This is a genomic window from Rathayibacter sp. AY1C4 (genome assembly GCF_002932195.1).
Taxonomy (GTDB): Bacteria; Actinomycetota; Actinomycetes; order Actinomycetales; family Microbacteriaceae; genus Rathayibacter.
In genome coordinates, this window is sequence record NZ_PSWE01000025.1 from 20,464 (window position 1) to 40,033 (window position 19,570).

Below are 19,570 nucleotides of genomic sequence, written 5' to 3' on the forward strand. Positions count from 1 at the left end.
GTTCGCGTGCACGCGATCGGGATCGACATCGGCGGCACGAAGATCGCCGGAGCCCTGGTCGACGAGTTCGGGGGGATCCTCCGCGAGGACCGTCGGCCCACGCCCGCCGGGCACCCCGAGCTGATCGTCGACGTCGTGGTCGAGATGGTCGAGCATCTGCGCTCCGGTCTGCTCCCGGGAGACGTCTCCGCGGTCGGAGTCGCCGCCGCCGGCTTCATCGACGCCTCGCAGTCGATCGTCTACTACGCCCCGAACATTAACTGGCGCAACGAGCCCTTCCGCGAGAAGCTCTCGGCCCGCATCGACCTGCCGATCATCATCGAGAACGATGCGAACGCCGCCGGCTGGGCCGAGTTCCGCTACGGCTCGGGCCGCCTCGTCAGCGACATGCTGATGCTCACCATCGGCACCGGAGTGGGTGGCGCGATCGTCATCAACGACCGGCTCCTGCGCGGCGGCTTCGGCGCCGCGGCCGAGATCGGGCACATGCGCGTCGTCCCCGGAGGCCTGCCCTGCGGCTGCGGCGCCCGCGGCTGCATCGAGCAGTACGGCTCGGGCCGCGCGCTCCAGCGCTTCGCCGGCGAGCTGGCCGACGCGGGCGGGATCGGCCAGGGCATCGCCGACGCCCGCGCCCGCAACGGCGGCGAGCTGAACGGCCACCTCATCTCCGAGCTGATCACCGCTGGCGACCTCGGCGCCCTCGCGGCGCTGCGACAGCTCGGCCACTGGCTGGGCGAGGCGGCGGCCAGCCTGAGCGCCGTCCTCGACCCGCAGATGTTCGTCATCGGCGGCGGAGTGGCGCAGGCGGGCGACCTCCTGCTGGACCCCATCCGCCAGGCCTACCTCGACAACCTCCCCGCCCGGGGCTACCACCCCGAGCCCGAGTTCCGCATCGCGGAGCTCGTCAATGACGCCGGAGTCGTGGGGGCCGCCGACCTGGCGCGCCTGCACGCGAGCTCCCTCTAGCGGCACCCGCCGCACCCGATCCGCCGCACCGCCGAGGAGCCCGATGTTCTACTGGTTCATGAAGCACATCGTCGCGGGCCCGCTCCTGAAGACGATCTTCCGGCCGTGGGTGGTCGGCGCCGACAAGGTGCCGCAGAACGGCGGCGTGATCCTCGCGAGCAACCACCTCTCCTTCATCGACTCCGTGATCCTCCCGCTGGTGATCGAGCGGAACATGGTCTTCCTCGCCAAGAGCGACTACTTCACCGGCAAGGGCCTCAAGGGCTGGGCGACGCGGACGTTCTTCACCGCCACGGGGATGCTGCCCATCGACCGCTCCGGTGGCAAGGCGTCGGAGGCCTCGCTCAACACGGGCCTCCGCGTCCTCGCGGGCGGCCACGCCCTGGGCATCTATCCCGAGGGCACGCGCAGCCCCGACGGCCGCATGTACCGCGGCCGCACCGGTGTCGCACGCATGGTCCTCGAGGCCCGCGTGCCCGTCATCCCGGTCGCCATGATCGACACCGCGCGCATCATGCCCATCGGCAAGCGCCTGCCGAAGCTGGGCCGCATCGGCATCGTCTTCGGGGAGCCGCTCGACTTCAGCCGCTTCGAGGGCATGGAGGGCGACCGGTTCATCCTCCGCTCGATCACCGACGAGATCATGTACGAGCTCCTCGCCCTGAGCGGCCAGGAGTACCTCGACGTCTACGCGACCTCGGTCAAGGAGAAGCGCGCGGCCCTCACCCGCTGAGCGCCCGCTCGACGCCGGGGGCCCCTCCCGGCCGAGCGCCCTGCCAGGCTATAAGCTCGTCAACCGCTGCCGTCCGTCCGGACGGCGGCCCTCCGCGCGCCGCTGGCGCCCGTCAGAACCGGGAACACCCTCGTGGTCATCGATCCGAACGAACCGTACGTCCTCGCCGCCCCCTCCGTGGTCGCCGGCCTGGACTATTGGCGCGAGCTCGAGATCAAGCAGCAGCCGCTGTGGCCCGATGCGGAGGCCGTGCGAGCGGCGTCCGCCGAGGTGGCCGCGCTCCCTCCGCTGGTGTTCGCCGGCGAGGTGGACCAGCTGCGCGAGCGTCTCGGAGCCGCGGCCCGCGGCGAGGCGTTCCTCCTGCAGGGCGGCGACTGCGCCGAGACCTTCGCCGGAGCGACCGCCGAGCAGATCCGCAACCGCGTCAAGACCGTGCTGCAGATGGCCGTCGTCCTGACCTACGGCGCGAGCATGCCCGTCATCAAGATGGGCCGGATGGCCGGCCAGTTCGCGAAGCCGCGCTCGAGCGACCTCGAGACCCGCGGCGACGTGACCCTGCCCGCCTACCGCGGCGACATCGTCAACGGCTACGACTTCACCCCGGAGTCGCGCGCCGCGGACCCGCGTCGCATCGTGCAGGGCTACCACACCGCCGCCTCGACGCTGAACCTCATCCGCGCCTTCACGCAGGGCGGATTCGCCGACCTGCGCCTCGTCCACTACTGGAACAAGGGCTTCACCGAGAACCCGCAGAACCAGCGCTACGAGCAGCTGGCCCGCGAGATCGACCGCGCGGTCAAGTTCATGGTGGCGTGCGGGGCCGACTTCGAGGGCATGAAGCGCACCGAGTTCTACACCGGCCACGAGGGCCTGCTGATGGACTACGAGCGCCCCATGACGCGCATCGACTCGCGGACCGGCACGCCGTACAACACCTCCAGCCACTTCATCTGGATCGGCGAGCGCACCCGCGAGCTCGACGGCGCGCACGTCGACTTCCTGTCGCGGGTGCGCAACCCGATCGGCGTGAAGCTCGGCCCGTCGACCACGCCCGAGACGATGCTCGAGCTGATCGACAAGCTCGACCCCGAGCGGGAGCCCGGTCGCCTCACCTTCATCACCCGCATGGGTGCCGGGAGGATCCGCGACGCCCTCCCGCCGCTGCTCGAGGCCGTCAAGCGGAGCGACGCCCTGCCGCTGTGGGTGACCGATCCGATGCACGGCAACGGGCTGACGACGCCGACCGGCTACAAGACCCGTCGCTTCGACGACGTGGTCGACGAGGTCAAGGGCTTCTTCGAGGCGCACCGCGCCGCGGGGACGCACCCGGGCGGCATCCACGTCGAGCTCACGGGCGACGACGTCACCGAGTGCCTCGGCGGCTCGGAGCACATCGACGAGGCGACGCTCGCCACCCGGTACGAGTCGGTCTGCGACCCGCGCCTCAACCACATGCAGTCGCTCGAGCTCGCGTTCCTCGTGGCGGAGGAGCTCCGGGGCCGCGCGATCTGATCCGACCCCGACCGCCGGTCGAGTCCTCGTTGAGGGCTCGACCGGCGGCGTCAGGTCGTGATGGTGATCGACAGCTGGATCGTCGTGCCGCGCTGCACGAGATCGCCGGCCTTGTTGGACTGGTTCGTGACCTTGGTCAGCTCGTTCGGCGCCGCGTCGATCAGCGGGCCGAGCGTCGTCAGGGAGTAGCTCCACGACAGGTCCGCCGCCTCGAGGGCCGCCTTCGCCTCGTCGCGGTTCATCCCCACGACGTTCGGCACGGCGACGGGCTCGGGCCCCTTCGACACGACGACCGAGACGGTGCCGCCGGTCACGGCGGGCGCCTCCGGGTTCGCCTGCGTGAGGACGACGCCCGCGGCCACGGTGTCGCTCCAGTCCTCGCCGCTGCGGTCGAGGGCGAGACCGGCCGCCTCCGCCTTCGCCGTCGCGTCGTCGATCGAGAGGCCGACGACGTTCGGGATCGGTCCGAGGCTCACCACCATCGCGATGGTGCTGGTCTCGGACATCGTCTCGGGCAGCGCCGATCCGTCCGGCAGCGAGGCGGAGACGACCACACCGGCGTCGACGTCGGCGTCGAAGATCTTCGAGACGTCGCCGACGGTGAAGGAGCCGCCCGTCACCGCGGCGGCAGCGTCGGCCTCCGAGAGGCCGGCGAGAGACGGGACCGGCAGCTGGCGCGGCCCGCTCGAGACGGTCAGCGTGATGACGGAGCCCTTGTGCACCCCCTGCCCGCCGGGCGGATCGGAGCTCACCACCGTCCCCGCGGGCACGGTGAGGTCGGGCGTCTCCTGCGGCTGCACCTCGAAGCCCTGCGCCTGCAGCTGGGCCGTCGCGTCCTGCTGCGACTGGCTGACGACGTCCGGGATCGACACGATCGCGCCGGGTCCCTCGCCGAACCACCAGGCCGTCCCGCCGCCGATGAGCGCCAGGAGGAGCACGACCACCGTGAGCAGGACGCCGCGACGCCGTCGGACGCGGCGCCTGCTCGCGAGCCGGGCGACGGTGTCGTCGTCCTCGTCGACCACGAGTACCGCTCCGGGCGCCGGCGCCGGGTCGAAGACCGAGGTCTGCCCGGGCTCCGCCGGATCGAAGACGGCCGTCGCGGGCGCCGGATCGGCGACGGGCGCCGGGAGCGGGGTGACCGCCTGCGTGTCGCCGCGGCGGTCGCTCGGTGTGATGCCCATGAGCCGCTCGGCCTCGAGCAGCTGCGCGAGCATGACACCGGCGTCGCGGGGCCGCATGTCCGGGTCGCGCTCGGTCGCCCAGAGGACGAGCTCGTCGAGCGAGGTGGGGACGGAGGCGACCGTCGCGCTGGGGTACGGGACGGAGTCGTTCGCGTGCTGGTACGCGATCTGCATCGGCTGCTCGCCCGTGAAGGGCTGCTCTCCGGTGAGCATCTCGTAGATCATGATCCCGATGGCGTAGATGTCGCTGCGGGTGTCGGCGGTGCCCCGCGTGACCAGCTCGGGGGAGAGGTAGGCGATCGTGCCGAGGAGGGCCTGACCGGAGGCGGTGTTGGCGGAGGCGGCGCGCGCGAGGCCGAAGTCGCCGATCTTGATCCGGCCGTCGTCGGCGAGGAGCACGTTCTCGGGCTTGAGGTCGCGGTGGAGGATCCCGGCGCGGTGCGCGGCGGCGAGACCCGAGAGCACGGAGTGCATGATGTCGACGACCTGCTGGGCGGTCAGCCGGCCGCGCTCCTTGAGCAGGTCGCGCAGGGTGATCCCGGGGAGGTACTCCATCACCAGGTAGGCCATGTCCGAGTCCTGGCCCTGGTCGAAGACGCTGACCACGTTCGGGTGGGCGAGACGGGCGGCGGAGCGCGCCTCCTGGACGAAGCGGTTCTTGAACGTCGCGTCGTCGGAGAGGTGGCCGTGCATGACCTTCATCGCCACGCGGCGCTCGAGACGCTGATCGTGCGCGAGGTAGACCGTCGCCATGCCGCCGCGGGCGATCCTCGAGCGCACCTCGTACCGGCCGTCGACGAGACGGCCGAGGAGAGGGTCGAGCTGGCTGGTGGTCACGCGACGAGTCTAGGCAAGACCCCCGGGGGAACCGGTGAGCGACGCCCGGGCGGCGCAGGACGGGCCCGACTCCTTCTCCGGGGCGCCCGCAGTTGGCGGCCCTCCGGGCTCGTGGCAGTCTTGACGCGTGACCGACTCGTCCGCTTCCCCCGCCACCTCGACCGATTCCGAGCTCGAGTGGCTGACCGTCCCCGACCTCGTGGAGCTGACCGGGCTCGGCGCCGGCCGGGTCCGCCGCCTCCTCGAGGAGCGCCACCTGCTCGGCACCCGCCGCGACGGCGTGCTGAAGGTCCCCGCCCTCTTCCTCCGCGACGGGGAGCCGATGAGCGAGATCCGCGGCACCGCGATCCTGCTCGCCGACTCCGGCTTCACCGACGACGAGGCGGTCGACTGGATGCTGACGGTCGAGGAGAGCCTGGGCACGAGCCCGATCGTCGCCCTCCGCGCCGGCCGCAAGGCCGAGGTCCGGCGGGTCGCCCAGGCCCTGGCCTGATCCCGCCGGTCCGCTCCTAGGAGGTGCGGACCGTGACCTGGGCGGCCAGCTCGCGCAGCTCCGCCACGCCCTCCGTGCGGAGCGGCGCGTCGGGGAGGACCGCGATCGCCGCGGCCACCTCCTGGTCGATGCGCTCCTCGAGCCGCTCGAGGGCGCCGCTGCCCGCGATGATCTCCTGCGCCCGCGCGATGGACGCCGCGTCGGCGTCGTTCCGGCCCACGACCGCGTCGAGCTCGGCCCGCTCGCCCGGCGAGCACGCGCCGCGGGCGAGGCCGAGCAGCACGGTGCGCTTGCCCTCCCGCAGATCGTCGCCGGCCGGCTTGCCCGTCACTGCCGGGTCGCCGAAGACTCCGAGGACGTCGTCGCGCAGCTGGAAGGCGATCCCGACCGGGAGCCCGAAGCGGCGCAGGGCGTCCAGCTGAGCGTCGTCGCCGCCGGCGAGGGAGCCGCCGATCACCAGCGGCGCCTCGATGCTGTACTTCGCGCTCTTGTAGACCACCACCCGCTCCGCCCGCTGCAGGTGCTCGTGCTCGGGGTGCTGCACCCACGCGCTCTCCTCGAGGATGTCGAGGTACTGGCCCAGCGTGACCTCGGTGCGCATCAGGTTGAACTCCGCGCGCGCGCGCTCGGCTGCGACTCGATCCCCGAGCGACCACTCCGCCGCGGCGAAGATCTCGTCCGACCAGACCAGGAGGAGGTCGCCGAGGAGGATCGCGGAGGAGCGGCCGAACTCGTCGCGGTCGCCGGTCCAGCCGCCGTCGGCGTGGAAGGAGGAGAAGCGCCGGTGGGCCGCGGGAGCCCCGCGGCGGGTGTCGGAGTTGTCGATCACGTCGTCGTGGACAAGGGCGGCGGCGTGGAACAGCTCCAGCCCGGCGCCCACCCTCGCGATCGGATCGGAGCCGCTCGGATGGGCCTCGCTCGAGGTGCTCGACACCGCGTTCCAGCCCGCCTCGCAGAAGCGCGCGCGGAACCGCTTGCCCCCGCTGAGAAAGTCCCGCGAAAGGTCGCCGAGGGCGGAGACGTCCTCTCCTATGGAGCGCAGAATTGGCGTGCGCCCGGTGAGGAATTCATCGATTCGGAGCTGGACGCGATCGACCAGTCGAGAGCTGTGGTTCACCCGACCAGCCTATGCACCGAAGGTGCCTGGTGCCTGTGTCGGGCTCGGTCTACACTGAATCGCCGCCCGACCGGTCGAGCCCAGACGCCGCCTATTCCGGTGCCGATCCCCGAAAGGGTCGACGCCGCACCCTGAAGGGGTCACGATGCCGCTTTCGGAACACGAGCAACGGCTCCTCGATGAGATGGAGCGGAACCTCTACCAGAACGACGCCGATTTCGTGGCGGCGGTCGGCAAGGGACGCGGCGGCACCAACTACCGGGCCCTCGTGCTCGGCATCCTCCTCGGCATCCTCGGTCTCGCCGTGCTCGTCGCGGGAGTGGTCGTGCGCCAGCCCCTCGTCGGCATCCTCGGGTTCGCCTTCATGCTCGGCGGCGTGATCGTGGCCATGCGCCCGGCCGCCGGCGGCTCCGCCGAGCCCGGCCTGCCCGACGTCGGCCGTCCGTCGAAGCCCCGCTCGGGCAACCGCCAGGGGTCCGGCTTCATGGACCGACTGAACGACAGATGGGACAACCGCGGAGACGGGCGCGGCTAGCCCCCCCCCTCCGCTCCACCACAGGGTCGATCCTCACGGATCGGCCCTTTTTTCGTGCCCGTGGCCTCCCTCCCGCGACCTTCCCCCTCCACTTCGCCCCACTGTCGCGATTCCGCGGAAACACGCGGATGACCGGGGCCTCTCCGGCGTGCCCCGCGCCGCGCCGGGGTTGTGAGTGGGGGGAAGTGGAGTACTGTGGAGGACACACCATCCTTGGCCGGAAGAAGTGGGGGGCAGTCCGTGTTCCTCGGCACCTATTCCCCCAAGCTCGACGAGAAGGGCCGCGTGATCCTCCCCGCCAAGTTCCGCGACGAGCTCTCCTCCGGAGTCGTCGTCACGCGCGGCCAGGAGCGGTGCCTGTACGTGTTCAGCCAGGCCGAGTTCGAGGTGATGCACGAGAAGATCCGGCAGGCGCCGGTGACCAGCAAGCAGGCGCGGGACTTCCTCCGGGTGTTCCTCTCGGGCGCGAGCGCCGAGACGCCGGACAAGCAGAACCGCGTGACCCTCCCGGCTCCGCTGCGTGCGTACGCGGGCCTCGACCGCGACCTCACTGTCATCGGAGCGGGCAACCGCGCCGAGATCTGGGCGCAGGGCGCCTGGGAGACCTACCTGCAGGAGCAGGAGTCCGTGTTCTCCGACACCCAGGAGGAGGTGATCCCCGGCCTGTTCTAGGTCCTGTCGCGCGACTCCCAGCCACTCGGCGCCCGGACGCACCTTCCCCGGTGTCCGGACGCGAGGTGGATGGGGATCGGACGACAGGAACGGGAACGGCGGGACCGCCATGGCAGAGAACACTCCGAAGGGCGCTCCGCGCCCGACCGAGGAGCGGCACCTCCCGGTGCTGCTCGAGCGCTGCGTCGAGCTCCTGGCTCCGGCGCTGGAGCGCGACGGGGCGGTCGTCGTCGACGCGACGCTCGGCATGGGCGGGCACTCGCTCGCGCTGCTCGAGCGCTTCCCCGGCCTGCACCTCGTGGGCCTGGACCGCGACCCCGAGGCGCTGCAGCTCGCGGGGGAGCGGCTCTCCGCCCACGCCTCCCGGATCGACCTCGTGCACGCCGTCTACGACGAGCTGCCCGACGTGCTCGACGAGCTGGGCATCGACACGATCGACGGTGCGCTCTTCGACCTCGGCGTCTCCTCGCTCCAGCTCGACGAGACCGAGCGCGGCTTCTCCTACTCCAAGGACGCGCCGCTGGACATGCGGATGGACTCGACCGCCCCGCTCACGGCGGCGAGCATCCTCGCCGACTACGACGAGACCGCCCTGCGCCGCATCTTCCACGAGTACGGCGAGGAGCGCCTCGCCGCGCGCTACGCCAAGAAGATCGTGGAGGCCCGTCGCGAGGCTCCGCTGGAGCGCTCCGGCCGTCTCGTCGAGATCATCCAGGCGGCGACCCCGGTCGCGATCCAGCGGAACGGCCACCCCGCCAAGCGCGTCTTCCAGGCGCTGCGGATCGAGGTCAACCAGGAGCTGTCCGTCCTCGAGCGGGCGATCCCCGCCGCGCTGGGCCGGATCAACGAGGGCGGGCGGATCGTCGTCGAGGCGTACCAGTCGCTCGAGGACCGGATCGTCAAGCGCGCGCTCCAGGCCGCGTCCTCCTCCACCGCCCCGGCCGGCCTCCCGATGGAGCTGCCGGAGCACCGACCCGAGTTCCGACTCGTCATCCGCGGAGCCGAGCTCGCCTCCGACGACGAGAAGGCCCGCAACCCCCGAGCGACACCCGTGCGTCTGCGCGCGGCCGAGAGGATCAGGAGCACCGCATGAGCGCCACCGCCGTCATCGACCCCGCCGTCATCGACACCGCCCGCCGAGCACGCCCCGAGGAGGAGGCGCCCCGCCCCCGCATCGAGGCCGTCCCGGCCGGTCAGGCGCAGTCGCGCCCGAAGCTCGTCTACGGGATCGTCGCCGTCGCCGGCCTCTTCGCGATCATCGTCGTCCAGCTCCTGGTGAGCGTCGGCCTCTCGCAGGGGGCCTACCAGATCTCGGCGCTGCAGACGGAGCAGAAATCGCTCACCCGCAGCAACGCGGAGAAGCAGGACGCCGTCGACACGCTGAGCTCGCCGCAGAACCTCGCCACCGCCGCGCAGGGCCTGGGCATGGTCGCCAATACCGCGCCGGTCTACCTCCGCCTCTCGGACGGCGCCGTGCTGGGCGACCCCTCCTCCGCCGCGTCGAGCGAAGTCGCGGGCACCGCCTCCGCGCCGCTCGTGCCCAACGCCCTCGTCCCGGCTCTCCAGCCCGGCGCGAGCGCGTCCTCCCCGGCTGTCGACGGTGCGGCCGTACCGTTGCAGGGCGAGCTGCCCGCGCCCATCACGCACTGACGCACGGCGTCGCGGTCCGCCTCCGCGCGGGCACCCGCCCCGCGGGGCGCACGACGACCATCCGGACCCGACGAACGGCGGCCCGCCCGCCCGGAGCAAGAAGGACACCGCCGCAGTGAGACACCACCGCTCGAGCAGACGCCGCACGGCCGTCACGTTCGTCATCATCGTCGCCGTCGTCGGACTCTTCATCGGCAAGCTGGTGGACATCCAGATCGTGCGGGCGAACGAGCTCACCGATGCGGCCGCCCAGAACCAGTCGAACAGCGTCGTCACCTACGGCCAGCGCGGCCCCATCGTGGACCGCTCCGGGACGGTGCTCGCGGACACCACCACGCGCTACCGGCTGACGACCTCGCCGAAGAACGTGGCCGAGTTCCCGCGCGAGCTGGGCGAGGACCAGAAGGTCATGGTCAGCGTGCAGCAGGCCGCCTCCGAGATCGGCGCGATCACCGGGCAGTCGGTCGAGCAGATCACCGGAGCGGTGGACGCCGCGCTCGCGAAGGACGCGAAGGCCAACTACCTGATCCTCTCGGAGGGGCTCGACCTCGAGGCCTACCAGAAGCTCGTCGCGCTCGACATCCCGTGGACCTACTTCGAGACCCAGCAGGGACGCAGCTACCCCAACGGCGCGGTGGCCGGCAACCTCGTCGGCTACGTCGGGGCGGACGGAGCGGCCCAGGAGGGCATGGAGTACGCGGAGAACACCTGCCTCGCGGGGCAGAACGGGTCCGAGAGCTACGAGCGCAGCGCCGACTACGTCCGGATCCCGGGCAGCACCGTCTCGGAGACCCCGGCCGTCGACGGCGGGACGCTGAAGCTCACCATCGACTCCGACCTCCAGTACTACTCCCAGCAGGTCCTCTCGCAGCGCGTCGCCGAGGTCGGCGGCAGCTACGGGATCGTCGTGGTGCAGGAGGTCAAGACCGGCAAGCTGCTCGCCGTGGCCGAGACGCCGACCGTCGACCCCAACAACGTCGAGGCGAGCGCCTCCGCCGACCGCAGCTCGCGCGCGTTCCGCGCGCCGTTCGAGCCGGGCTCGACCTTCAAGCCGATGACGGCCGCGATGCTGATCGACCAGGGCCAGGCGGGCCCGACGACCCAGGTCGTCGTCCCGGACTCCTTCGAGAAGGACGGCGCCTCGTTCAGCGACGACTTCGCGCACACCCCGACGAACTACACGCTGACCGGCATCCTCAAGGACTCGTCGAACGTCGGCATCTCGATGCTCGGCTCCCGCCTGTCGGCCCAGACCCGCTACGACTACCTGCAGAAGTTCGGTCTCGGCACGCCCACTACGAGCGGCTTCCCCGGCGAGGAGGGCGGCCTGCTCGCCGACTACCAGGACTGGGACAACCAGACGAACTACACGACGATGTTCGGCCAGGGCGTCTCGGCGACCGCGGTGCAGGTCGCGAGCATCTACCAGACGCTCGGCAACGGCGGAGTGCGGCTCCCGTCGCAGCTGATCGACGGCTGCACCACGGCCGACGGCTCCGTCGTGGACGTCCCCGATGCGACGGGCACCCAGGTGGTGTCGAGCTCGGCCGCGAAGCAGGTCGTCGACATGCTGCAGACGCACTACAACGAGGGCTGGCTGGCGAACGACATCCACGTCGACGGCTACAACATCGCCACCAAGACCGGTACCGCGCAGCAGCCCGACGGCAAGGGCGGCTACTCGAAGAGCTACACCGTCTCGCTCGCCGGGCTCGCGCCGGCGGAGGACCCGGAGTACGTCGTGACGGTCACCATCGCCGATCCGGTTAAGATGAACACGTCCCAGGCGACGGCTCCCGTCTTCCAGCAGGTCATGACCCAGGTGCTCAAGACCAACCGGGTGGAGCCGTCCACGGTGCCGCCCGTCGAGTACCCGACGACGTGGTGAGCCCCGCCGGGACCACGATCCACGCACCAGAACGAGAGAAAGAGCGGGCAGTGCACGACCCTCGCCCGCAGTCCTCCCTCCGCCCCGAGCACCCCGTGCCGCGGAGCCTCTCGCAGCTCGTGGCCGAGTTCTCCCTCGGCCCGGTCCGCGGCCTCGAGGGCGTCGAGGTGAGCGGAGTCACGCTGGACTCGAACCAGGTCGAGTCCGGGGACCTCTACGTCGGTGTCGCAGGACGCCGTGCCCATGGCGCGGCCTTCGCGTCGGCCGCCGCGGCGTCCGGAGCCGTCGCCGTGCTGACCGACCCGGCCGGAGCGGAGCTCGCCGCCGACAGCGGCCTGCCCGTGCTGGTGACCCCCGACCCGCGGGCCGCCCTCGGCGACGTCGCCGCGTGGATCCACCGCACCCGCGAGGACGTCCCGACGCTCTTCGGCGTGACGGGGACCAACGGCAAGACGAGCGTCGTCTACATCCTCGACGCGCTGCTGCGCCGGCTCGGAGTCGTCTCCGGCCTCAGCTCCACCGCCGAGCGCCGGATCGGCGACGTCGCCGTGGTCAGCTCGCTGACCACTCCCGAGGCGAGCGAGCTGCACGGCCTGCTCGCTCGGATGCGCGAGTCCGCCGTCCGCGCGGTCTCCATCGAGGTGTCGGCGCAGGCGCTCACGCGGCACCGGATCGACGGCCTCGTCTTCGACGTCGTCGGCTTCACGAACCTCAGCCACGACCACCTCGACGACTACTCCGATCTGCGCGAGTACTTCGAGGCCAAGGCCGACCTCTTCGAGCCGGAGCGCGCACGCCGCGGCGTCGTCACGGTCGACAGCGCCTGGGGGCGCGAGCTCGCCGAGCGCAGCCGCATCCCCGTCGCGACGCTCGCCGGCTCTCCGGTCGTCGGAGTCGCCCCGACGACGCCCGCCGACTGGTCGATGACGGTGCTGGACGCGACGCCCGACAGCACCACCTTCCGCCTGGAGGGGCCCGAGAACCGCTCCGTCGTCGTCACCGTCTCGCTGATCGGCTGGTACATGGCGTCCAACGCCGCGCTGGCGATCGTGATGCTGGTGGAGTCGGGCTTCGACCTGGACGCCGTCGCGCACGCGCTCGAGGACAGTCGTCTCGACGTCTACATCCCGGGCCGCGCGGAGCTCGTCTCGGGGGAGCGCGGACCGCGCGTCTACGTCGACTACGGCCACACCCCCGACGCGTTCCAGAACGCGCTCGAGGCGCTGCGGACCATCACGCCCGGCCGCCTGTTCATGGTGTTCGGGGCGGACGGGGACCGCGACACGACCAAGCGGAGCGACATGGGCGCCATCGCCGCCCGCCTCGCCGACGTCGTGGTCGTCACCGACTTCCACCCGCGCTGGGAGGATCCGGCCGCCATCCGCGCCGCGCTCCTCCAGGGCGCCCGGGCCGCCGTGCCCGACCGGGAGATCCACGAGATCGCCGACCCGCGCGCCGCCGTGCGCGCCGCCGTCGCCCTCGCGCGCGAAGGGGACTCGATCCTCTACGCCGGGCCCGGCCACGAGGACCACCAGGAGATCGCAGGAGTGCACATGCCGTATTCGGCCAGAGACGACGTCCGTCACGCGCTGCGCGAGGCGGGCTGGCTGTAGATGATCGCCCTCACCCTCACCGAGATCGCCGAGGCCGTCTCCGGACGCCTCCACCTGGCCGGCTCGTCCGCCACGGCCGCCACCGTGATCGACGGAGCGACCGAGACCGACTCCCGCGAGATCGCGCCCGGCGGGATCTTCGTCGCCAAGCGCGGCGAGCACACCGACGGCCACCTCTTCGCTCCCGCCGCTCTCGAGCGCGGTGCCGCGCTCCTCATCGTGGAGCGCCCGCTCGACCTCGACGTGCCGCAGGTCCTCGTCGACGACTCCGTGGAGGCGCTCGGCGCGCTGGCGACCGAGGTCGTCCGCCGCGTCCGCGCGAAGGGCGGGCTCACCGTCATCGGCGTCACCGGCTCGAACGGCAAGACGACGACCAAGAACCTCCTCCGCACCGTCCTCGAGCGGGTCGGCGAGACGGTCGCTCCGCGCGGATCCTTCAACAACGAGGTCGGCGCGCCGATCACGATGCTCCAGGTGTCCGAGTCGACGCGCTTCCTCGTCGCCGAGATGGGCGCGAGCGCGGTCGGCGAGATCCGCCGCCTCGTCCGGATGGCCAGGCCCGACGTCGGCGTCGTCCTCGCCGTGGGCCTCGCGCACGCCGGCGAGTTCGGCGGGATCGAGCGCACGCTCGAGGCCAAGACCGAGATGGTCACCGACCTCACCGCCGACGACGTCGCCGTGCTGAACGCCGACGACGGCCGGGTCGCCTCGATGGCGGGCCGCACCGCCGCCCGGGTCCTCTGGTTCGGCCGCGGCGAGAGCGCGGACGTGCGCGCCGTCGACATCGACGCGACCGCCGACGGCACCCGCTTCGCCATCGAGGTCTCGGCCGGGGAGGGCCGCGAGGCCGCCCGCGCCGAGCTCCTGCTGCGCGTCCTCGGCGAGCACCACGTGATGAACGCCCTCGCGGCGACCGCCGCCGCGCTCTCGGTCGGAGTGGCGCTGCCCGTGATCGTCGAGGCGCTCGCGACCGTCACCCTCGCCGAGCGCGGCCGCATGGAGGTCCTGGGCGGCGAGGACGTCCGCGTCATCAACGACGCGTACAACGCGAGCCCCGACTCCACCGCGGCCGCCCTGCGCACCCTCGCCCAGATCGCGAAGCCCGGGGGGCGCACCGTCGCCGTCCTGGGAGAGATGAGCGAGCTCGGCGAGTGGGCCGACGAGGAGCACGAGCGCGTGGGCCTGCTGGCCGTGCGCCTCAACATCTCCCAGATCGTGGTGGTGGGCCGAGGCGCCCGCCGGATCCACGTCGCGGCCGAGCGCGAGGGGTCGTGGAGCGGCGAGTCCGTCTTCGCGGAGACCTCCGACGAGGCGTTCGACCTCCTCGAGGACTACCTGCGACCCGGCGACACCGTGCTGGTCAAGTCGTCCAACTCCGCGGGGCTGCGCTTCCTCGCCGACCGTCTCGGGGAGCGTCACCGATGAGGGCACTCCTCCTGTCCGGCGCGTTCTCGGGAGCCTTCACGCTCCTGATGACGCCCCTGTTCATCCGCCTCTTCCACCGCCTGCAGTGGGGCCAGTTCATCCGCGAGGACGGACCGAAGTCGCACCACGTCAAGCACGGCACGGCGACGATGGGCGGCATCGTCATCATCATCGGCACCGTGGTCGGCTACTTCCTCGGGATGCTGTTCGGCAACCGGGCGATCGCGCCGTCGGCCCTGCTGGTGCTCTTCATGATGGTCGGGCTCGGACTCGTCGGCTTCGTCGACGACTTCCTGAAGACCCGCAACCAGCGCAGCCTCGGCCTCGGCGGCTGGGCGAAGATCGCCGGCCAGGTCATCGTCGCCGCGGCCTTCGCGGTGATCGCGATCATGGTCCGCGACTCCAACGGGCTCACCCCCGCGTCCACCTCGATCTCGTTCATCCGCGACCTGCCGTTCGACTTCGCCTCCCTCGGCTGGATCGGCATCGGCCTGTTCGTGCTGTGGATCTGCATCATCGTCACCAGCACGTCGAACGGCGTGAACGTCGCCGACGGGCTCGACGGACTCGCGACCGGGTCCTCGATCCTCGCGATCGGCTCCTACGTCATCATCGGGTTCTGGCAGTCGAACCAGTGGTGCTTCGACCAGCACCTCAACCCCGAGGTCGTCGACAAGTGCTACCAGGTGAGCGACCCGTTCGACCTGGCCATCATCGCGGCGGCCGTCTCCGGTGCCCTGGTGGGCTTCCTCTGGTGGAACACCTCGCCGGCGCAGATCTTCATGGGCGACACCGGCTCGCTCGGCCTCGGCGGCGCGCTCGCGGCCCTGGCGATCCTCACCCGCACCGAGCTGCTGGTCATCCTCATCGGCGGCCTGTTCGTCATCGTGACCGGCTCGGTCATCCTCCAGCGGATCTACTTCAAGCTGACCCGGGGCAAGCGCATCTTCCTGATGAGCCCGCTCCACCACCACTTCGAGCTCAAGGGCTGGGCCGAGATCACCGTCGTGGTCCGGTTCTGGATCATCGCCGGCATCTTCGTCGCCGCCGGAGTCGGGCTCTTCTACCTGGAATGGCTGTCGCTGGCATGACCGATCCCGCCCGTCCCGACTCCCTCCGCAGCTGGCACTCGGACTGGCGCGGCCTGCGCGTCGCCGTGCTGGGCCTGGGCGTCACCGGGTTCTCGGTGGCCGACACCCTGACCGAGCTCGGCTCCGAGGTGCTGGTCCTCGCCGACCGCGCCGACGAGGAGCGCGAGCGCCTGCTCCAGGTGATCGGCGCCCGCCTGCACCGGGCCGACCGCCTCGACTCCGCTCCGGAGGAGCTGCACGCGTTCGCACCGGAGCTGGTCGTGGTGTCGCCCGGCTTCCGGCCGACGCACCCGATCCTCGTGTGGGCGGCGGAGTCCGGGATCCCCGTGTGGGGCGACGTCGAGCTCGCCTGGCGCGTCCGCGACAAGGTCGTGCGCGCCGACGGCACTCCGGCGGAATGGGTGGCCGTCACCGGCACCAACGGGAAGACCACGACCGTCCAGCTCACGGCGACGATGCTCGTGGCCGGCGGCCTCCGCGCCGCCCCCTGCGGCAACATCGGCGTGCCCGTGCTCGACGCGGTCCGCGACCCGCAGGGCTTCGACGTCCTCGTCGTGGAGCTCTCGAGCTACCAGCTGCACTACCTGGGCGCGATCGAGCCGATCGCGAGCGTGTGCCTCAACATCGCCGACGACCACCTCGACTGGCACGGTTCGTTCGACGCCTACCGCGCAGCCAAGGGCAAGGTCTACGCCGGCACCCGCGTCGCCTGCGTGTACAACCGCGCCGACGCGGCGACCGAGCAGATGGTGCTCGACGCCGAGGTGGTGGAGGGCGCCCGGGCGATCGGGTTCGGCCTCGGCGTGCCCGGCCCGAGCGACTTCGGGATCGTCGACGGCATCCTCTGCGACCGCGCCTTCCTCGAGGACCGCCGCACCAGTGCCCTCGAGATCACCACCGTGGACGAGCTCGCCGCTCGGAACCTCGCCGCTCCGCACATCGTCCAGAACGTGCTCGCCGCGGCAGCGCTCTCCCGAGCGTGCGGGATCGAGGTCACGGCCGTCCGCACCGCGCTGGCGTCCTTCGAGCTCGACGCCCACCGCATCCAGGCCGTCGCCGAGCACGACGGGGTGACCTGGGTGAACGACTCCAAGGCCACGAACCCGCACGCCGCCGACGCCTCGCTGCGCGCGTACCCGTCGGTCGTCTGGGTCGTCGGCGGCCTGCTCAAGGGCGTCGACGTGGACGCCCTCGTGGCCGCGCACGTCGGCCGCCTGCGGGGCGCCGTGGTGATCGGCGCCGACCGCTCGGCGCTGCTCGCGGCATTCCGACGACACGCGCCCGCCCTCCCCGTGAGCGAGGCGGTGCCGGACGACACTGGTGCGGTGATGCAGGCGGCCGTCGAGGCCGCCGCGACGCTCGCCCGCTCGGGGGACGTCGTCCTGCTCGCACCCGCCGCGGCCTCGATGGACCAGTTCCTCGACTACGCGGCTCGGGGCCGCTCCTTCGCGGCCGCCGTGGCGACACACCTGGGAGGGGGAGCCGATGACCGCTCCGACGACGAGCCGCCCCGCGGGCCGCTCGCGCACTGAGCCGCGCGGGAAGGACCGGAGCGGGGCCCGCTCCGCGCGGATCGTCCTGTCGAAGGTCTTCGCCTCCCACTCGCCGAACTTCTACCTCCTCTTCGGCACCACGCTCTTCCTGGTGCTGTTCGGACTGACGATGGTGCTCTCCTCCTCGTCGGTCACCTCCTACGTGTCGAGCGACGACTCCTTCGGCGGCTTCCTGCGCCAGGGCGGATTCGCCCTCCTCGGGATCCCGATGATGCTGGTGGTCTCGCGGCTGCCCCTCGGCGTGTGGAAGCGCGTGACGCCGATCCTGCTCATCGCCGGCTGCGTCCTCCAGTGCCTCGTGCTCTTCACACCGCTCGGCGACTCCGTCGGCGGGAACCGCAACTGGATCCGCCTCGGCGCCTTCAGCATGCAGCCCTCCGAGATCATCAAGCTCGCGCTCGCCCTCTGGCTGGGGCTCCTGCTCGCCCGCCGCTACCGGTCGCCGAAGGACTGGAAGGACGCGCTCATCCCCGTCCTGATCGTCGGCGGCGCGGCGATCGGACTGGTCCTCATCGGAGGCGACCTGGGCACGGTCGTGATCATGGCGGGCATCGTCCTCGCCGCGCTCTTCTACGCGAACGTCCAGATGAAGGTCCTCGTGCCGATCGTGGTGGTCGGCGCGATCGGAGCGGTGCTGTTCGCCGTCTCCAGCGACAACCGCCTCACCCGGATCATGTCCTTCCTCGGCGACTGCTCCAACGTCGAGGAGTACCAGAACTCGTGCTGGCAGCCGGTGCACGGCACCTGGGCGATGGCCTCCGGCGGGATCTTCGGCGTGGGCCTCGGCAACTCCAAGGCCAAGTGGTCCTGGCTGCCCGCCGCGGACAACGACTACATATTCGCCATCATCGGCGAGGAGCTCGGGCTGATCGGAGCGATCGTCGTCCTGGCGCTGTTCGTGGTCCTCGCGGTCGCCTTCTTCCGCGTCATCCACGCGTCCTCCGATCCGTTCGTGCGGATCAGCACCGGCGCGATCATGGTCTGGCTGATCGGCCAGGCGTTCGTCAACATCGGCGTCGTCCTGGGGGTGCTCCCGGTGCTGGGGGTCCCGCTGCCGCTGATCTCCTCCGGAGGCACCGCCCTGCTCAGCTCGCTCCTCGCCATCGGCGTCGTCCTCTCCTTCGCCCGCACCCAGACCGCGCCCCTGCCCGGCGCTGGCGTGCTGCGCCGCAGGAAGGCGGCGGCGGAGTGACCCGCTACCTGCTCGCCGGCGGCGGCACCGCCGGCCACGTCAATCCGCTGCTCGCGACGGCCGACGAGATCCGCAGGCGGAACCCGCGCGACGAAGTGCTCGTGCTCGGCACCGCCGAGGGGCTCGAGGCGCGCCTCGTCCCCCTCCGCGGCTACGAGCTCTCGGTGATCCCGCGGCTGCCGTTCCCGCGCCGCCCGAACGCGGCGGCGCTGCGGTTCCCCGGAGCCTTCCGCGCGACCATCGCCGGCATCGTCCGGACGATCCGCGATCGGCGGATCGACGCGGTGGTCGGCTTCGGAGGGTACGCGGCAGCACCCGCCTACCTGGCGGCCCGCCGCGCCGGCGTCCCCTTCACCGTCCACGAGGCCAACGCGCGCCCCGGGCTCGCCAACCGCCTCGGCGCGCGCGCGACCCGCTCGGTCGGCGTGGCCTTCGAGGGCACGCCCCTGCCGCACGCGCGGGTGGTCGGCATGCCGCTGCGCCGCGAGATCGCCGAGCTCGACCGGGCCGCGCGCCGCGACGAGGCGATGGCGGCGCTGGGCCTCGACCCGTCCCGGCAGACCCTCCTGGTGACCGGCGGCTCCCTCGGCGCTCGACGGATCAACGCGACGGTGCACGCCGCCGCCCGGGATCTCGTCGCCACCGGCTTCCAGGTCCTCCACATCACGGGCGACCGTGCCGAGATCACGGACCCGGGGGTGGCCGGCTACCACCTCCTCGCCTACTGCGACCGGATGGACCTCGCGCTGTCCGCCGCGGACGTGGCCGTCTCCCGCGCGGGGGCGGCGACCGTCAGCGAGCTGACAGCCCTCGGCCTGCCCGCGGTCTACGTCCCGTACCCGGTCGGCAACGGCGAGCAGCGCTACAACGCGCGCGGCGTCGTCGACGCCGGGGGAGCGGTCCTCGTCGAGGACGCCGCCTTCCTCCCCGGCTGGGTGCAGCGGGAGCTCGTACCGCTCCTGGGCGACACCGCCCGTCGCGACGAGATGGCGCGCCGGGCTGCCCGCGTGGGAGTCCGCGACGGCTCCGGGCGGCTCGTCGACCTGATCGAGTCGACCCTCTCCGCTCCGCGCTGAGCCCGCTCCGCGCGGCTCGTGAGAGCACTCCCG

The 19,570-nt window shown here is 71.8% G+C and carries 17 protein-coding genes; 15 read left to right on the forward strand and 2 right to left on the reverse strand.

Annotated features, from left to right (window positions below; all coding sequences use genetic code 11):
- Positions 1–6: 6 nt before the first annotated feature.
- The 3 genes from C5C99_RS12710 (at position 7) to C5C99_RS12720 (ending at position 3,211) form a co-directional block, all read left to right on the forward strand.
- Complete coding sequence (locus tag C5C99_RS12710; RefSeq protein ID WP_104222580.1) at positions 7–966, forward strand: ROK family glucokinase; 960 nt, start codon at positions 7–9, stop codon at positions 964–966.
- Between the two features lie 43 nt (positions 967–1,009).
- Positions 1,010–1,699 carry a 1-acyl-sn-glycerol-3-phosphate acyltransferase gene (locus C5C99_RS12715; protein WP_104222581.1) on the forward strand — a complete coding sequence of 230 codons (690 nt, stop codon included), beginning with the start codon at positions 1,010–1,012 and terminating at the stop codon, positions 1,697–1,699.
- A 177-nt stretch (positions 1,700–1,876) separates the two neighbouring features.
- Complete coding sequence (locus tag C5C99_RS12720) at positions 1,877–3,211, forward strand: class II 3-deoxy-7-phosphoheptulonate synthase (RefSeq protein ID WP_104340197.1); 1,335 nt, start codon at positions 1,877–1,879, stop codon at positions 3,209–3,211.
- A 50-nt stretch (positions 3,212–3,261) separates the two neighbouring features.
- On the opposite strand, the gene pknB is transcribed toward C5C99_RS12720, so the two are convergent.
- Positions 3,262–5,232: a Stk1 family PASTA domain-containing Ser/Thr kinase gene (pknB, locus tag C5C99_RS12725; protein WP_104340192.1), complete on the reverse strand. Its 1,971-nt coding sequence runs from the start codon at positions 5,230–5,232 to the stop codon at positions 3,262–3,264.
- A gap of 127 nt (positions 5,233–5,359) precedes the next feature.
- Here pknB and C5C99_RS12730 point away from each other — a divergent pair, with 127 nt between their 5' ends.
- Positions 5,360–5,725 carry an Rv2175c family DNA-binding protein gene (locus tag C5C99_RS12730; RefSeq protein ID WP_104222583.1) on the forward strand — a complete coding sequence of 122 codons (366 nt, stop codon included), beginning with the start codon at positions 5,360–5,362 and terminating at the stop codon, positions 5,723–5,725.
- Between the two features lie 16 nt (positions 5,726–5,741).
- On the opposite strand, the gene C5C99_RS12735 is transcribed toward C5C99_RS12730, so the two are convergent.
- Positions 5,742–6,842: a polyprenyl synthetase family protein gene (locus C5C99_RS12735; protein WP_104238695.1), complete on the reverse strand. Its 1,101-nt coding sequence runs from the start codon at positions 6,840–6,842 to the stop codon at positions 5,742–5,744.
- A gap of 145 nt (positions 6,843–6,987) precedes the next feature.
- Between C5C99_RS12735 and C5C99_RS12740 the strand changes: the two genes are divergently transcribed.
- The 11 genes from C5C99_RS12740 (at position 6,988) to murG (ending at position 19,537) form a co-directional block, all read left to right on the forward strand.
- A complete protein-coding gene (locus tag C5C99_RS12740; RefSeq protein ID WP_104222585.1) occupies positions 6,988–7,377 on the forward strand; it encodes a DUF3040 domain-containing protein in 390 nt (129 codons plus the stop codon).
- Positions 7,378–7,617: 240 nt separating this feature from the next.
- Positions 7,618–8,049 (forward strand): division/cell wall cluster transcriptional repressor MraZ, encoded by a 432-nt coding sequence (gene mraZ, locus C5C99_RS12745; protein ID WP_104222586.1) that lies wholly within the window; start codon positions 7,618–7,620, stop codon positions 8,047–8,049.
- 109 nt (positions 8,050–8,158) lie between these two features.
- Positions 8,159–9,142 carry a 16S rRNA (cytosine(1402)-N(4))-methyltransferase RsmH gene (gene rsmH, locus C5C99_RS12750; protein WP_104225374.1) on the forward strand — a complete coding sequence of 328 codons (984 nt, stop codon included), beginning with the start codon at positions 8,159–8,161 and terminating at the stop codon, positions 9,140–9,142.
- Complete coding sequence (locus C5C99_RS12755; protein WP_104222588.1) at positions 9,139–9,699, forward strand: hypothetical protein; 561 nt, start codon at positions 9,139–9,141, stop codon at positions 9,697–9,699. Before rsmH ends, C5C99_RS12755 begins: the two co-directional genes overlap by 4 nt.
- A 115-nt stretch (positions 9,700–9,814) precedes the next feature.
- The gene (locus C5C99_RS12760; protein ID WP_244229623.1) at positions 9,815–11,587 is read left to right on the forward strand and encodes a penicillin-binding protein 2; all 1,773 of its coding nucleotides are present in this window, start codon (positions 9,815–9,817) and stop codon (positions 11,585–11,587) included.
- Positions 11,588–11,637: 50 nt separating this feature from the next.
- Positions 11,638–13,200 (forward strand): Mur ligase family protein, encoded by a 1,563-nt coding sequence (locus tag C5C99_RS12765; protein WP_104238697.1) that lies wholly within the window; start codon positions 11,638–11,640, stop codon positions 13,198–13,200.
- Positions 13,201–14,625 (forward strand): UDP-N-acetylmuramoyl-tripeptide--D-alanyl-D-alanine ligase, encoded by a 1,425-nt coding sequence (gene murF, locus C5C99_RS12770; protein WP_104340193.1) that lies wholly within the window; start codon positions 13,201–13,203, stop codon positions 14,623–14,625. It begins immediately after the preceding gene.
- Entirely contained in the window at positions 14,622–15,716 is a 1,095-nt protein-coding gene (gene mraY, locus C5C99_RS12775; protein WP_104222591.1) for a phospho-N-acetylmuramoyl-pentapeptide-transferase, read from the forward strand. The genes murF and mraY overlap by 4 nt, the downstream gene beginning before the upstream one ends.
- On the forward strand, positions 15,698–17,248 hold the full coding sequence (murD, locus tag C5C99_RS12780; protein WP_258063697.1) for a UDP-N-acetylmuramoyl-L-alanine--D-glutamate ligase: 1,551 nt from the start codon (positions 15,698–15,700) through the stop codon (positions 17,246–17,248). The genes mraY and murD overlap by 19 nt, the downstream gene beginning before the upstream one ends.
- Positions 17,202–18,461 carry a putative lipid II flippase FtsW gene (gene ftsW, locus C5C99_RS12785; RefSeq protein ID WP_104222593.1) on the forward strand — a complete coding sequence of 420 codons (1,260 nt, stop codon included), beginning with the start codon at positions 17,202–17,204 and terminating at the stop codon, positions 18,459–18,461. Before murD ends, ftsW begins: the two co-directional genes overlap by 47 nt.
- On the forward strand, positions 18,458–19,537 hold the full coding sequence (murG, locus tag C5C99_RS12790; RefSeq protein WP_104273472.1) for an undecaprenyldiphospho-muramoylpentapeptide beta-N-acetylglucosaminyltransferase: 1,080 nt from the start codon (positions 18,458–18,460) through the stop codon (positions 19,535–19,537). Before ftsW ends, murG begins: the two co-directional genes overlap by 4 nt.
- Positions 19,538–19,570 lie beyond the last annotated feature (33 nt).

What these genes read in the sequence shown, in the direction of transcription:
- C5C99_RS12715 (WP_104222581.1), top strand. Translation starts at nt 1,010, where the DNA reads ATGTTCTACTGGTTCATGAAGCACATCGTCGCGGGCCCGCTCCTGAAG.
- C5C99_RS12740 (WP_104222585.1), top strand. Translation starts at nt 6,988, where the DNA reads ATGCCGCTTTCGGAACACGAGCAACGGCTCCTCGATGAGATGGAGCGG.
- rsmH (WP_104225374.1), top strand. Translation starts at nt 8,159, where the DNA reads ATGGCAGAGAACACTCCGAAGGGCGCTCCGCGCCCGACCGAGGAGCGG.
- C5C99_RS12755 (WP_104222588.1), top strand. Translation starts at nt 9,139, where the DNA reads ATGAGCGCCACCGCCGTCATCGACCCCGCCGTCATCGACACCGCCCGC.
- murF (WP_104340193.1), top strand. Translation starts at nt 13,201, where the DNA reads ATGATCGCCCTCACCCTCACCGAGATCGCCGAGGCCGTCTCCGGACGC.
- mraY (WP_104222591.1), top strand. Translation starts at nt 14,622, where the DNA reads ATGAGGGCACTCCTCCTGTCCGGCGCGTTCTCGGGAGCCTTCACGCTC.
- murD (WP_258063697.1), top strand. Translation starts at nt 15,698, where the DNA reads ATGGCTGTCGCTGGCATGACCGATCCCGCCCGTCCCGACTCCCTCCGC.
- ftsW (WP_104222593.1), top strand. Translation starts at nt 17,202, where the DNA reads ATGACCGCTCCGACGACGAGCCGCCCCGCGGGCCGCTCGCGCACTGAG.